This is a genomic window from Paenibacillus sp. CB74 (assembly GCF_055687625.1).
Map to the genome: position 1 here is coordinate 1,144,737 of NZ_CM146009.1, position 14,182 is coordinate 1,158,918.

A 14,182-nucleotide genomic window follows, 5' to 3' on the forward strand; every position below is an offset into this window, starting at 1 on the left:
ATGAAGCGTTAACGCTGCAAGGGAGAGTAAAACATGAAACTACGATTGAAATTAACTATTTTTGCAATCATTCTGGGTATGTTGATGATTCCGGCTTATTTTATTTTACAGACTTATGGTGTATTTCAAAAACAGACAGTTTTATCTGACTATGCTCTCGCGGTTGATGTGAATGGCAAGTCCTATGCAGCCTGGCCGCTGATTAACAGTTTTGCAGCGATGGATAAACAAGAGGATAACCGTCAGTTTTATTACCGGATCGATATGAGTCATATCCAATACCTGTTTAATCTGGCCTATCGGGAGTATGAAGTGAAGCCCGGTGGGGACAATCCATATCTGGATGGTACTGTGAACTATGAACATACGGACCATAACTACGTGCAGACCGAGAGAAAGTACGAGAATGCCAATGACTTCTCAACGGTCTTAAATCTGTATGATCAGGATGGGCAGATCGTCTATACCTACGATAATACTGGCAAAGCGGATAACGAATTGGTGAAGTCCATAATTCATCAGGGAATGAGCCGTACCAGTGGGAGTGGCAGCGAAGCTGCTCGCGATCCTTATATCAATATTACAGCGCTATTCCGTGACAAGCTAAACATCGATGTGAAACTGACGGTGGATGAGGAGCACAAAGTAGTTACTATTCGAATGAACAAATCGGAGGCGAGATGATGAATGAGTATGGTGTACAACACGGACCTGTATATCTGGAAGGTTTGACAAGAAAAGAAGAGGACGTTAAGTCCGAGGAAGTGGAGTGGAAAGGCAAGCTTCTAACGAGTGATGGTCATGATAAATTCCATATTTTTTATTATGGTGACTTGACGGAAGATGATCTGATTACCTGGCATGATTCGACACCGCTTCTTGTATATGCGGAGCATACCGTCACAGGTGAACGTTATCTGCTCATTGATGCCGCCAAGCACGGATATGATGCCATGTTATGTGAGACCTATTCGGAAGAAACACTACGTGACAGACCTCTTCGCCCTTATCTGGATGTTGAAGGAGAGGACATCTTTGAAGTGGAATTGACGGCCTACTACAATGTGCCTTGGGATGAAGAGTTCGGCGAAGATGTAGATGAAAATGGTGCATATGAACTGATTACGGGAGAGCGCATGCATTTTGATCAGGTCAAACGTGATGGATATGATGCCTTTGCCATTCGTATTCTGAATCGTAAAGGGGTCTGGACTGACATTGTACAGGAAGAACTGGCTTAGATCTGTAACGAATGAACCAAATTGAGATGGGAGATGCCAAAACAATGTATATCGTATCCCGTGCACTTAAGCCGGTTCCAGCAGAGGAACTGGATCACTTTGAACAACAGCATGCCATCTCACTACCTTTGTCATACTGTAACTGGATTGAACAATATGGGGAAGGCACATACACGGGCTGGATGAATGTGCAAAGACCGGACCCGGAAGTGTTGAAGCCTTTTGTTGAATATGATTTTTGGATACATACGGATGAATCGCCTATAAGTCAGCATCAACTTGAGCAGTGCATTACCATCGGCAGTTCTGTAGATGGAGATTTCCTTGCTGTTCATCCGGAAGTTGAGGGGCTGTTATGGCTACCGCGTCATGATGAGAATATCACCTTATGGACATGCTCGGAGACTGAATTTGGCAAAACGCTGGATCGGATCTATTGTGGGTATTACCATCAGGATACACCGATAACGCCTCGATACTATGAACCGTGGAATGAGCTGCGGAAACATACGTTTTACCACTTTACAGGTCTGGAACAGGGAATTTCAATGAAGGCTCTGGCGGAGAAGTGTAAAACGGAATACGAGTGGGACGCTGTGTTGGAGAATGAATACATGTGCAAGCTGTTTATGGCGTCAATGGGCGGATACGTACGTTTTAACTATGCAACGGGGAGAGAAGTTGCCTTATTTTATGAAGAAAAAAGCGGTACTGAAGAGGCCACAGATAACGATATCAGTCTGTTTTTGCAAGCACATCATTGCACGGCATATGAATAGGTTAGGGTGGAGGGGAACAGATGAGTTGGTTAAAGGAAGACATCGCGGAACAATGGCGCAATGAAGGCAAGCGTTATGCAAGGGATGTCAATGCATTTGTAAGGAGAAGCATGGAGGGAGAGCAACCAGACGAAGCCGAGCTGGAGGGAGACTCCAGAAGCGGAATGAGTACTAAAGTGCTCCATATGGTGAGACAAGCCAATCTCCACGGTGACTTGGAGGTGCTCCGACGTGAGCTGCCCGCAGCAACATGGCCATTGAGCGAGGCCTTTCAGTCTTCCATGCAAGCGGTCAAAGTTGTAGGTTATCTGAATGAGGAAACGTGTGTATGTAATACGGGTATCTTCACGGAGAAGGGTCAGGTCTATACGATGGATCAGCACGGATGGCAGTTGATTCCTTCGTATACTTTTGCAGGGTGTTCATCAGACGGATTGGACTATGCGCTTGCAGGACCGGATGGGATTCGTGTCATCCGTCAGCCTGATCGCAGGTTGGAAGGACAGGAGTTGGCAACATATCGTTGGGAGGATATTCAAGCCCGGATACAGTCTTCCTTTCCTCGGATCGAATCGCTTGCGGACTGTGAGCATCCCGAACGGACACTTGAGGGACTTATCCCTATGGATGCAGGCAGAGCACTACTCATACAATCACGATATGGGATATATCTGGTCACACAAGCTGAGGTGACCTTGCTTCATCCCGATCTGGCAGAGATCGAAGAGTATGAGTTAGAGGATACACAGATAGATATGGGACATGCAGCGGTATCTCGGGATGGCCGATGGATTGCCTATGGTAGCCAAGGGAGCAATCATATGGTGATGGACCGTCAGGTGAACAAAACTTACTCCCTCTATCCGGAATCGAGTTACCCTCATTATGCCGCATTCATGAGTGCTAAGCAGAGCGTGTGGTTTAACGCATGTCATTTCTATAATGGGGTCACGATACAGGTTCCGCTGGAAGATATACCAGGTAACGAAACGAAGGAAGACTGGCCAGTCATGGATGAGAATGCACGTGTGTATGCGGCAGTGGAAATAGAGGCGGGCATGGTGCTTGGAGATGCATATGGTTACCTGTACTGTGTGAATGGCGAGGGTGAGGAAGTATGGCGTCATTTTGTGGGCAGTACGATCTATTCTCTGGCTGTATCCCCTGAGCAGTCCAAGTTGGCAGTAGGTACCTATGGTGGCATGTTGCATGTGCTCAATCTTCATTCCAACGAGATGGACGAGTATGGGATCGGCACAGGTACACTACGTGAGTTAGAGCGGTATGTATTGTGGCGTGGAGAAGAACCTCTGCGTTGGTGAGGTAGCATGATGAGCTGGTTAGGGGTGAAGGCATGGAACGTGAAGAGGCTGTAATGTTATTAAAATGTCATGCTTTTTCCTATGATGATCTGAGTCATCCCAAGATGCAGAACGGTTTTACTGGCAGTCTGCGTCCCTTTCGTGGACATTTGATTGAGGAGAATTTTCATGAATTGATGGAGATATTACGGGTTCTGGCACCAGAACTTGCGCGGCCTACACTGGATCGGGAAGTCATGGCTTGTCTATGGGGAATTACTCACATGGCACGTGCCTGGGCTGTTGAACCCGAGGGCATGCTCCGCAGCAACAATCTCATCTCGGACGAGCAGGTAGTGTTGATGGAACAATGGCTTAATTTGTTATCTTACGCAGTCATGATCCTGATCGAGGGTGGTGGAGAGGAAGAAGCATTCTGGGAATATCATCAATATGTGCAAGAAGGGAATGGCGGAGCTAAGAAAGGGGAGGCCTAGTGAAACCGGAGTCGAATGTAACATTAAACGTACTTATGGACGAGCTGAATCGATTGCTTGATGAAAAAATACAGGATCAAGAGATTCGCAAATTGTTTGAAGAGTATCAGCATCGGGATGGGGCATACGAAGAAAGTCTCGATTTGTTCGAAAAGGAGTATGGGATTAGATTTCCTGCTGATTTTCGTACTTTTTACAAAGGCAAAGATGGCAGTGGCTACGGGTTGCATGTGCTGTACCCAGGTGATGCTGAGGCTGGGCGTTGTACGCCATTTTATCTGATGTCATTGGAAGATATTCGAGAGACCAAACAATATTTCTGTGAAGTGGATGAGAAGCTGGAAGAGTATTATTCTGCGGAAGAGATCAGCCAGTTGGACCCGGAGATCAAGCCATACCTGTTCCACAAACCATGGATTCCATTTGCAACGATCGCAGGAGGTTCATTATATCTGATGCTCGATTTCGATCCAACGGAGGAGGGGACGTATGGGCAGATTATTATGTACGTACATGATCCAGATTTTGTCTATTATCTAACCCCTACCTTCACGGATCTCCTCAGCATGTCGAACCGAAATCTGAAGGTGATGGATGAGATCACATATTAGCTCTAAACGATTAGAGGATAGTTCTAGATGAATAAAGAAGCTGCTGAAGCAGCTTCTTCATCTGATCTGAACCTGGACTTTGAATGAATCACATGTTTACCACTGAAAAAAACGATGTCCGTGAAATCCTCCGCCTGGAGGTCCTCCGTGTCCACCTGGACCACCTGGACCGCCGTGAGGTCCGCCGGGATAGCCACCTCCTGGGAAATGACCAGGGTGTCCACCGGGGTAACCACCGCCGGGATAGCCACCATGCCACCAAGGACCACCAATCGGAAATGGCAGTGGAACAGGAACGACGGGCGGGTATGGATAGGGATAAGGGTAAGGGTAGGGTGCCGGTGGTGGTGGATAATAAGGGTAAGGATAACCCGCAGGTTGCGGGGATGATACTGAACCAGGGCCGTATGCCATGTAACAAGCCTCCAATAACTGGATTGATGATATCAGCCTATGCCACAATGGTTGCAGGTGATACAGAAGATTGAAGATTAATCAATATAGAGTCATGAGGGGGAACCTATGGTAGCTGTAGCTTTTCACACCGATCCAAGTGGAACTGCCTATGAACTGTTGATTGACGAATTGATCGAGAAGACAGATCGTTTTATGTTGGTTGACCGAAAGTATGTTGAGGGAGATACACCTGAGAGGGTTGCCAAAGTGTTACAAAGACTTGAGCCGTATCTGATTGAAAAGAGTACGATGGAAGAAATGATGATGCAAAGCGGCGCGATGTACTCAGAGGGCATCTATTACATATATCGGTGCACGCCTGATTCCGGGCAGGTCCTTAAGGAGGAAGCCAATCGCTTTCATGACTGGTTATATCCGTCATTGCCGGATGATCTTTGTTTTCTGAAAGAGGATGGGAGCGATTACTTCTACACGGTTGCTCATGAGCATATGTATGGCATGCACATTACACAAGAAGAAGCAATTGAGCTAATGGAGCGTATTCCAGGCTTGTTCTTCGAGTTAGGTCGTCAGAGAGATATTCATCGACTGTTGGACGATGCCATCATGCATCAGGCTGATGTGCTGAATATTAGTTCACATTTCTTGAAAGAGATTCCGGAACGAATTCGGGAATTGACACATTTGAAACGTTTGACGATTTTTGAGCAGGATGTATATACGCTTCCTCCAGCCCTTTTTGAACTGACATCATTGGAAGAATTGGAGATCATGACAGCGGATTTGGAAGGCATTCACCAAGACATTGGAAAATTGAAACAACTTCGAGAGCTTAGAATTTATTGCGGTAGTTCTTATCATGTTCCTACCGGGTGGAAGCCGAAGGAGAAGTCGGATCTGGGTCTGAAACATATTCCAGCCGAGATTGGCGAATTGAGTGAACTTGTGAGTCTGGATATAAGTTACTCTGGCATTCGTGAAATCCCACCCGAACTGGAGCAGTTGAAGAAACTGCGGTATCTGAGTATAACGAATAGTTTAATCGAAGGTATGCCGGACATAGTCAAGCGGATGACATGGCTTCAGAGTGTAAATCTGGACAGTACTCCATTAGGGATCAGTTGGGAGGACATCTCCGACGAAAAAGAATTATAATAGCCAAATATCCCTGCTCCGTGTATCCGAGTCAGGGATATTAGTTATGCGATAAAAAATTGGCAGAAATGGGCTCACGTCTCTGGGTACTGGGCATAAGCTGATATATAGGTTATGACCTAAACCGAGAGCGAAGGGCAGGCGTTTTATTTTGGCAACCTCAACCATGGATTATACTTTACCAACCACCCAATTTACTTACGATTTAAGCAACAATCCGTTATTCAAGAAGGATGAGGACAACTATATTAACTCTCTCTCCATCAACCAGTTAAACACACTGGGCAATACTTCCTTACTGGATATTTTCCTTAACACAGGCAATGTGGTTGAACCACATATTCATCAGAATGCGACCGAACTGGTATATTGCATCAGCGGTTCTGCCGTTGTGTCCCTCATCAATCCGTTCACCAATGAGTTGCTTCATTTCCCAATTACTCCGGGGCAAGTGGCGAATGTACCTCAAGGCTGGTGGCATTATGAAGTGGCTACTGCAGATCATACGCATTTACTGGCGATCTTCGATGCACCCGTGCCTGAAGCGATATTTGGTTCAGACATCTTGCGACTTACACCTGCCAAACTTCTGGCTTATACGTACTGTCTGGACGAGAAAAAAGTTCAAGAAGCGCTGGCCCCCATTCAAAAAACAGTGATTATTGGCCCGCCGGCAGATTGTATGACGTCCACTGCCCCTATCTCTAACAGTGCTCCGAATGTGAATCATCAGCCGTACGTAATGCCTAATGTACAACCAAACATGCAGCCCAATGCACAGCCCAACATGCAACCAAACATGCCGCCAAATACTCAGCCCAATATGCAACCTTACGTAAACCGTCTTCCATACTGGGGTACTTGGGTCGATCCACGTATCATCCACGAACCGGGTTGTCCGTATTATAGAGAGCTTCCTGTGAATACGAATAATCAAGAGGAAAGATGACGGTTTATTAGGCAAGGTTTATATAGTACACATAGGTACTTCAGTTAAATAAGGTATAGAAAAAGAAGCGTTCCTTAGCGAACGCTTCTTTTTCTTGATTGCAGGTGTCTTCATACTTGCGAAAAGCCGTGTTTAGAGCTAAGCATGAGGCGCTAACGAATCGTAGGCTTCTTAATCAAGGATTAAAAGCGTGCCCAGAAGTCTAAAGAATCTGAGACACCTACTTACGATGTGTAATTTCGTCCCAAACCAATTTCCGTTAGTAATTGCCGATAAGCAATTGAAGTACGGTCAGCGGGAATGTGGGCCTCGGCATGCAGATCAAGGGGCAGATCCTCCGGTTTCTGTGACTCGACCATCTCGCGATCTTCTTCGAATACCTGCAAATTAAACTTGATTGTGTCTTCAATAGGAGCGTCTTTGTCAAAGTTGCGTGTGATTGGACAGAATAGACGGGTATACCGAGCAGAGATCGGCGAAGCACAATTCAGAATATTCAGCTTGTCGTCTCCTGGGAAATGTACCGTCAGCGAAGCCGCAAAAGGCGGGAATACCCGAAACTCACGCAACCATTGGAAACCTTCTGGAGCAACAAGATCTTGCCCTTTGCCATAGTTGCTCACCGTACTCCAATACTCGGCCAGTAACTCATTACCTTCACGTTTCACTTTGTATTGAGGGACTTCTGTGTTGTTTTTGTCACCAAACGTTTCCGTATGCACATAGGCAAAATGGGATACATCGAGGAATCCCTCCATTTGTCGCCCAGAAGAACCGGCAATATCAAAGTTGGGTGGCAAAATATTGATATATTCCGGATCATCCCATCCAGGGAAGGAGGGGATCTGTTCTTCCGTTCCCGCCAAAGTGGTCCAGATTAAACCATAACGTTCAACTGCGGGATACACAATAAGTTTGAGCTTAGGCGAGATCTTGGAGCTTGGGTGTGCAGGTACTGCGGTACATTTACCCTCACAATTATAACGGAAGCCGTGATAAGGGCAGACAATCTCACCATTTTCTACCCAGCCTTTGCTAAGTGGGGCCCCGCGGTGGAAACAAAGATCCTTGGCTACGACAACCTGATCATTACTACGATAGAGAACCAGCTTCACATCGAGTAATTGAGCAGCAAGTGGTTTGTCTGTTACTTCGGTAGCTTGTGCTACCGGATACCAATATTGTGATAATACATGCCAGTCTTCAGCGGTGAATGTACAACCTCTAGGCAATTCGGACGTATTAGGGTTTGCGTTGGAAGTTATCATAGTAAAAACACTCCTTACCAATATGAATAAACATTTCTCTTTATTATGTTAGAAAAGTTAACTTTATTAGCCGTATGTTACTACTCTTATAGTCAAAGTATCAATATATCCAACCTATTTTTGGTTTAAATCACAAACGGTACAGCAAAAACCGTACATGAACACGGAAATTTTCGAGTTTGCTTTACATTAGATGTTATATGTAGGAAAAGAAAACAACGTCTAGGCATGTTATTTCTTTAACTGATGGATGGCTGTATGGAGATGTTTTGTTAGAATCTCAGTGTTATATCTGTTAGTTGAGCAACCATTCTTGTGGGAATAAAAATATTTTCGTAAAGTATGTCACAGATCCCGGCCGTCGTTTGTCTACAGTATGTAAACCAAATGATGGAGGCGAATGAAATGAATTTAAGAACCAACTACAGAGCAGTGAGTCCAGGCGCTTTTAAAGCGATGATGGCGATGGAGCAGTATATATCCGGGCAATTCGAAAATAAAGTATTGTATGAGTTGTTAAAAATCCGTGTGTCCCAGATCAATGGCTGTGCCTTTTGTCTAGATATGCATGCCAAAGATCTGATGAAACTGGGTGATTATGCGGATCATATTCTATTGCTGAGTGTGTGGCGTGAAGTGTCTTTCTTCACGGATCAAGAACGTGTTATGCTGGAGCTGGCTGAGGCGGTGACCCGTATCTCGGAACATGGTGTACCCCTTGCGTTGTACGATAAGGTTCGTGAACATTTCAGTGAAGCCGAACTGGTGGATCTGATCCTGGCCATTAACACAATTAACAACTGGAACCGGATTGCGATTACAACAGGGATGTATCCGGGCTGCTTTAACTAAAATACATGCACCATGCCAGAGGAGGCCATTCTTATGAATTCCAATCTTCACGCCAATGAACCAGAAGTGTCTTCTCTGGATGTTGGTGAGCTGTATATACGGTATAAAAATTATGCATTTTCAATCGCTTATCGCATGCTTGGCAGTGTGGTAGAAGCTGAAGATATGGTTCAAGATTGTTTTGCGGGGATTCAGAGCAATGCTACTCAAGATATTCGTAATCCGAAGTCTTATATCGCCAGACTCGTGGTGAACCGAAGTTTGAACCTGCTCAATTCTGCCCGCAACCAGAGGGAGAATTATGTTGGAGAGTGGCTTCCGGAACCGATAGCAGACAGTAAGGCGGGAAACATACCAGAGGAAACGATGCAGAAGAAAGAGATGATTTCCTATGCCTATCTGGTCATGTTGGAGCGGCTCTCGCCTGTTGAACGGGCTGTTTTTGTACTTCGTGAAGCTTTCCGGTATGACTATTCTGAAATAGCGGATTGGCTGGGCAAAACGGAGAGTAACTGCCGTCAAATCTTTAGCCGAGCCAGACGGAACTTGCCTGAAAAACTTCCACCAATCGAGCAGAGTGATGCCGATATGATAGCGAAGGGTGAATTAATCAGCCGTTTTACAACGGCTTTCCTTCGTTATGATATCGCTGCGATGCTCGAGTTACTGGCAGATCAGCCTGTATTTACAGCAGACGGCGGTGGCGTTGTGCATACTGTGATGAGAACGATGAGCGTTCACAAAGGCGTGCTTGCCCTTCTGACCTCACGGCGGGTCCTAACGCGATTGCGTGAAAGAGAATGGGTACCGATGTGGATGAATGGTGAACTTCAACTTGCATTGATGAAAGAAGGACAATTGTCCGAGGTGCTCTGTTTGGGGTTGGACCCTTCAGGAGAGCGGATTGAGGGCATTTATCTCGTCGTTAATCCGAACAAACTTACATCAATTGACACTTCATCTCTTTGATCCAAACGTAAGGTGTGGTATGTAATGCAAAAAGGCGGCAACCTCGTTCAGAAGGTGTGCCGCTTTTCTGCATTTGTATTTGGCTTTTCTCGATCCGGGTTAATCAAGGGCAAATTGTTGTTGAACAGGTTCAATGATTGCTCGGACTTCAGGTGTAAGCTCATCATTGTTCTGATTCAGAACCTGCAAAATCTTTTCCATGGTATCGAGAAGAACACTCTCCGTATTGGGCTCCCGCTTAGCCAAAGCTTTCTCGTAAGCTTTTTTCACCTCAGGGTCCATGGTGCGGATTTCTTCATCCGTGTACCAATCATATACAGGCGTGTTGTCACTTCCGTAAAAAAGATATTCTACAAATAACCACTGCTTCACTGTTGAGGTGCGATTGGAATTCGGGAAGTTGTTCAGAAAGGCCTCTTTCTCCAATATACGCTGAATTAATTCATTCCAAGAGATGATAATGCCAGCATCTGCAGTTGTCATTTGATTGGATTCGGTAGCCATAATGTCGATGTATGCAGCGATATCAGCCTTAACAAACGGTTTGAACTTTTGGTAGATCTCATAATTGATGATAGGGTAATACAAGCCTTCACTGGTTTCCAGTTTGAATCCGAGATCAGATGCTTCCTGCAGAACCTTCCTCACTGACGGATCTTTAATTTCCTTCAGAAGACGACTATATGTAAGCTTCTGTTCGTAACCAAGTTGTTCATGGGCTTGAGATAGGGCTTGTTGAATCTGTTCCGTATACATTTGGTGATCCATATCCGCCAGCTTCATATTCTGCATATTCTCCAATTGCAGCGTCATTAATGTTGCCTGCCAAGGACCGACTTTGTCGATATGATTCATTAGATATTTACGTGCTTTAACCACACTTGCTGTGGATTTCACTGCTTCCGTTCGATACGTTTGGAATTGATGATACACCGCTTTGGAAGTGGGAACAGGTGCAGCCAGTGTTGTTGAGGTCACAAGTGTTGAGCCAATAGCAGTACAGCCGAGAGCCATAGCCAGTAAACCAAGTTTAGCAGGTTGCTTCCATCTCATTCGTATACCTCCCCATAATGAAGAAAAAGCCATTTGAATTCTCATATAACGGCATTTCACCGTATTCTATATGTATGATCCGTAAGTTGACTATGTACGTGTTTGTCATTGATTAAACCAGTTTCTGGTAACCGAATCAAGAGTCTTCAGTAGGAAAATGATTGTAAATAACCAAAAAACAGCCCCTAAAACCCAAATGGGTTGAAGAGACTGTTCTGGGTCTTCAGACTTTATGTTCTAACTTAATGAAGTGGTTTATTGCTGTTAGGCATCTGAGGTGCTCCTGTTGCTGGGATGTATGCCTGAAGCATCTGTTGTGTATCACTTGCAGTGAGTTGAGGGACTTGATAATAGGCGTTTTTATTCTGGAACATGAAAATCTCATAGGCCATCTCGATAAAATGCTGGATCTGTGAAGCGATGACACGGCGAACCGTTCCATTCGTGATCTCGCTGCAGGACATGCCGAGTAGACTCGCATGTGATTTAATGAGTCCCAGCATATGACCGCTAATCCCGGCATCCTTTACTTCAGCCAGGCTCTGGTTTGGCTTTTTCGGTGCTGATGGCTTAAGGCCATATACCGGCGGTACGATGTTGGGGATCATGTAGGTTGCCGTCTCTTGATGAGGCTTCTGTCCGGATGCAAAACACTCTGCTGTCAGATTGTACTGGGATAAAATGAAGTTATACTGCCGGTCCAGAATGCCAATCAGTTCCTGGCTTTGCACGAATGAACGGAAGATCATATATTGATCCAGCACGTTAATGGTGGAGGACAAAATCTCGTGTACATCGAACATCTCATGACCGCCATGATTCATGTTAGGGCTGATATTTGGATTTGTATTCAAGCTGTGCTGCATTGCATTTTGAGGGTTCATCGAATTTGGATTCATTGGTAATTTGATTCTCCTTTGGTAAATGGTATGATTCTAGTATGCTTGGAGAGTAGTGAAATTATGTAATACGTATGGATAAAAGCGTAAGCATAAATAGGAACAGGTTTGATCGAGATTAAGTTGAAGGAGACCGATTGGGGTGTAGTAGGATAACTGTGGATTGAATTTACGTGTTGAAAAGAATAAGGAAGAATTCATCGCTTTTCGGCAATGAAATGAAATCTTATCAAGTGAGGTCAGAATCATTGAGAAAACTGAACTATATTCGCATATTTATTTTCCTTAGTATGGTCACAGCCGTAACGCTGGGCTTGTACTATGTAGCCGCAGATTGGCTGGATCAGCGTTATTTCCGCTTCCTGATCTGGAATCTGTTTTTGGGCTGGATTCCTTTTGTGTTCTCCTATGCATCCTATCTGCTATCTGATGTGAAATGGAAAGGTGCCGGATGGCTTGCAGTCGCAAGTGGGCTGCTGTGGTTATTGTTTTTCCCCAACTCTTCTTACATTGTTACGGATTTGGTTCATCTGACAGCGAGAAGTTCCCGGTATTATGGTGGAAATGGAGTGGACTACACCTATTGGTACGACTTGAGTGTTGTTTTAATGTTTGTCTGGACGGGGCTCCTGCTTGGCTTCTTGTCCATGTATCAGCTTCAGGAAGTGATCTATCACCGAATCGGACGCTGGGCATCTTGGATCTTTGTACTCGCAGGCTGTGCTTTGGGAAGTTATGGAGTATTGCTTGGACGTGTATATCGACTGAATAGCTGGGATGCACTGACGAATCGCGAGACGCTGATTGAGCTGATGCACGAAAGTGTAAGCCGCCCGTCTCTTGCATTTTGCCTTTTCTTTGGCACGTTTATCATCACAATCTATGCCACACTATATTATCTGATTAATACGAGGTCTCTCCGTGATATGAAGAGTAGTGCAGGAATTCCAAGGTATAAAACGAGTGGAACAAGTGATTGAACAGCATTTAGGTATACTTTGTTCAACTTAGTCTTACCTTGTATGAAGAAGGGATATTTCCTTTTATAAGGGGGTAACTCTTCTTTTTTTATGGAAATTTGGCAGGTATGCAGGATATAACGAAGAATTAAGAATGAGAATGTAATGAATACATAGACAAGTAGGTGAACAACAAAATGTTGAATGTATTAGAGCTGACAACAAAGGTAGAAGAAGTCATGGAACGCGTCAATTTTTCGGGTGTTGTATTACTCCAACAAGGCGGGAAAACCCTTTTGAATATGAAACGTGGTTATGCGAATCGCAGTGAAGAGCTTGCCAATCAGGTGGATACACGGTTCGGCATTGCATCAGGATGTAAGATCTTCACGGCAGTGAGTATATGCCAGCTCATTGAAGCGGGTAAGTTATCTGCTGATTCCAAGCTTACGGATGTGTTGAATGTGGAATTTCCGCAGTGGGACGAAGGAATTACCATTCATCAATTGTTAACACATACGTCGGGTATTCCAGATTATTTCGATGAAGAAGTGATGGAAGACTTTTCGGAATTGTGGAAAGAGAGACCCGTCTACGCGATGCGGCGATTAAGTGACTTTCTGCCCATGTTTCAGCAGCTGCCGATGAAGTCTGCTCCGGGTGAACGTTTTCACTACAACAATGCGGGTTTCATTGTGCTGGGGCTTATTGTGGAACAACATTCAGGACTGTCGTTTACAGATTATGTGGAAGAGCACATTTTCAAACCGTGTGGCATGAAGGACTCCGGTTATTTCGTAACAGATCAGCTTCCGCGAAACACCGCTTTAGGGTATATCGATCATGAAGATGGCTCTTGGAACACCAATATGTTCTCCATTCCTGTCAAAGGTGGATCAGATGGTGGAGCCTATGTTACGGCACCGGATATGGTTCGATTTTGGGATGCTTTGCGGGGTCACCAATTGCTGAATGCTGAGACAACACGGCAGTTATTAACTCCACATGCTCATCAAGAGGATGAAGAGTATTATGGGCAGGGGATCTGGATTGACCGCAAGGGGGAAGGGATTTTGAAATTTCATGTCATGGGGTTTGATCCAGGGGTATCGTTCATGTCTTCCGTGTATCCAGACTATGATCTACAATTGGTTGTGCTCTCGAATCAAGAGTCTGGTCCGTATCCAATCACGGTTGCCATCGAAGAGGCATTCGTATGACGAATAAACCCT

16 protein-coding genes are annotated in these 14,182 nt (G+C 45.0%); 12 read left to right on the forward strand and 4 right to left on the reverse strand.

The annotated features are described in order from the left end of the window. The first annotated feature begins 33 nt into the window (after window positions 1-33). Genes ACX9NY_RS05275 through ACX9NY_RS05300 form a run of 6 tightly spaced genes read left to right on the forward strand, consistent with a single transcriptional unit; the run spans window position 34 to window position 4,429 of the window. Window positions 34-684 (forward strand): hypothetical protein, encoded by a 651-nt coding sequence (locus ACX9NY_RS05275; RefSeq protein WP_339234959.1) that lies wholly within the window; start codon window positions 34-36, stop codon window positions 682-684. Next, complete coding sequence (locus ACX9NY_RS05280) at window positions 681-1,241, forward strand: hypothetical protein (protein ID WP_342570494.1); 561 nt, start codon at window positions 681-683, stop codon at window positions 1,239-1,241. Before ACX9NY_RS05275 ends, ACX9NY_RS05280 begins: the two co-directional genes overlap by 4 nt. A gap of 44 nt (window positions 1,242-1,285) precedes the next feature. Further along, a complete protein-coding gene (locus tag ACX9NY_RS05285; RefSeq protein WP_342570493.1) occupies window positions 1,286-2,020 on the forward strand; it encodes a hypothetical protein in 735 nt (244 codons plus the stop codon). Window positions 2,021-2,040: 20 nt separating this feature from the next. Continuing rightward, window positions 2,041-3,342, forward strand: coding sequence for a hypothetical protein (locus ACX9NY_RS05290; RefSeq protein WP_339234952.1), 1,302 nt, complete (start codon window positions 2,041-2,043; stop codon window positions 3,340-3,342). 32 nt (window positions 3,343-3,374) lie between these two features. After that, window positions 3,375-3,818 carry a hypothetical protein gene (locus ACX9NY_RS05295; RefSeq protein WP_472477396.1) on the forward strand — a complete coding sequence of 148 codons (444 nt, stop codon included), beginning with the start codon at window positions 3,375-3,377 and terminating at the stop codon, window positions 3,816-3,818. Next, window positions 3,818-4,429 carry an SMI1/KNR4 family protein gene (locus ACX9NY_RS05300; RefSeq protein WP_472477398.1) on the forward strand — a complete coding sequence of 204 codons (612 nt, stop codon included), beginning with the start codon at window positions 3,818-3,820 and terminating at the stop codon, window positions 4,427-4,429. Before ACX9NY_RS05295 ends, ACX9NY_RS05300 begins: the two co-directional genes overlap by 1 nt. A gap of 96 nt (window positions 4,430-4,525) precedes the next feature. Here the strand turns inward: ACX9NY_RS05300 and ACX9NY_RS05305 are convergent, their stop codons facing one another. Further along, entirely contained in the window at window positions 4,526-4,843 is a 318-nt protein-coding gene (locus tag ACX9NY_RS05305; RefSeq protein ID WP_339234942.1) for a hypothetical protein, read from the reverse strand. 108 nt (window positions 4,844-4,951) lie between these two features. Here ACX9NY_RS05305 and ACX9NY_RS05310 point away from each other — a divergent pair, with 108 nt between their 5' ends. Together ACX9NY_RS05310 and ACX9NY_RS05315 are read left to right on the forward strand one after the other, a co-directional pair. Continuing rightward, window positions 4,952-6,001, forward strand: a complete 1,050-nt coding sequence (locus tag ACX9NY_RS05310; protein ID WP_472477400.1) for a leucine-rich repeat domain-containing protein — start codon at window positions 4,952-4,954, stop codon at window positions 5,999-6,001. 151 nt (window positions 6,002-6,152) lie between these two features. Next, a complete protein-coding gene (locus ACX9NY_RS05315) occupies window positions 6,153-6,950 on the forward strand; it encodes a cupin domain-containing protein (RefSeq protein WP_472477402.1) in 798 nt (265 codons plus the stop codon). 224 nt (window positions 6,951-7,174) lie between these two features. On the opposite strand, the gene ACX9NY_RS05320 is transcribed toward ACX9NY_RS05315, so the two are convergent. Then, window positions 7,175-8,218, reverse strand: a complete 1,044-nt coding sequence (locus ACX9NY_RS05320; protein ID WP_339256032.1) for an aromatic ring-hydroxylating dioxygenase subunit alpha — start codon at window positions 8,216-8,218, stop codon at window positions 7,175-7,177. 405 nt (window positions 8,219-8,623) lie between these two features. Between ACX9NY_RS05320 and ACX9NY_RS05325 the strand changes: the two genes are divergently transcribed. Both ACX9NY_RS05325 and ACX9NY_RS05330 read left to right on the forward strand, forming a co-directional pair. Further along, window positions 8,624-9,070 (forward strand): carboxymuconolactone decarboxylase family protein, encoded by a 447-nt coding sequence (locus tag ACX9NY_RS05325; RefSeq protein ID WP_339256030.1) that lies wholly within the window; start codon window positions 8,624-8,626, stop codon window positions 9,068-9,070. A 33-nt stretch (window positions 9,071-9,103) separates the two neighbouring features. Further along, complete coding sequence (locus tag ACX9NY_RS05330) at window positions 9,104-10,039, forward strand: sigma-70 family RNA polymerase sigma factor (RefSeq protein ID WP_472477404.1); 936 nt, start codon at window positions 9,104-9,106, stop codon at window positions 10,037-10,039. A gap of 99 nt (window positions 10,040-10,138) precedes the next feature. On the opposite strand, the gene ACX9NY_RS05335 is transcribed toward ACX9NY_RS05330, so the two are convergent. Next, the gene (locus ACX9NY_RS05335; protein WP_472477406.1) at window positions 10,139-11,092 is read right to left on the reverse strand and encodes a hypothetical protein; all 954 of its coding nucleotides are present in this window, start codon (window positions 11,090-11,092) and stop codon (window positions 10,139-10,141) included. Between the two features lie 242 nt (window positions 11,093-11,334). Then, entirely contained in the window at window positions 11,335-11,976 is a 642-nt protein-coding gene (locus ACX9NY_RS05340) for a spore coat protein (RefSeq protein WP_472479215.1), read from the reverse strand. Window positions 11,977-12,239: 263 nt separating this feature from the next. On the opposite strand from ACX9NY_RS05340, the gene ACX9NY_RS05345 reads away from it, so the two are divergent. Both ACX9NY_RS05345 and ACX9NY_RS05350 read left to right on the forward strand, forming a co-directional pair. Further along, window positions 12,240-12,971 (forward strand): DUF1361 domain-containing protein, encoded by a 732-nt coding sequence (locus ACX9NY_RS05345; RefSeq protein WP_472477408.1) that lies wholly within the window; start codon window positions 12,240-12,242, stop codon window positions 12,969-12,971. 176 nt (window positions 12,972-13,147) lie between these two features. Beyond that, complete coding sequence (locus ACX9NY_RS05350) at window positions 13,148-14,170, forward strand: serine hydrolase domain-containing protein (protein ID WP_472477410.1); 1,023 nt, start codon at window positions 13,148-13,150, stop codon at window positions 14,168-14,170. The last annotated feature ends 12 nt before the right edge of the window (window positions 14,171-14,182 follow it).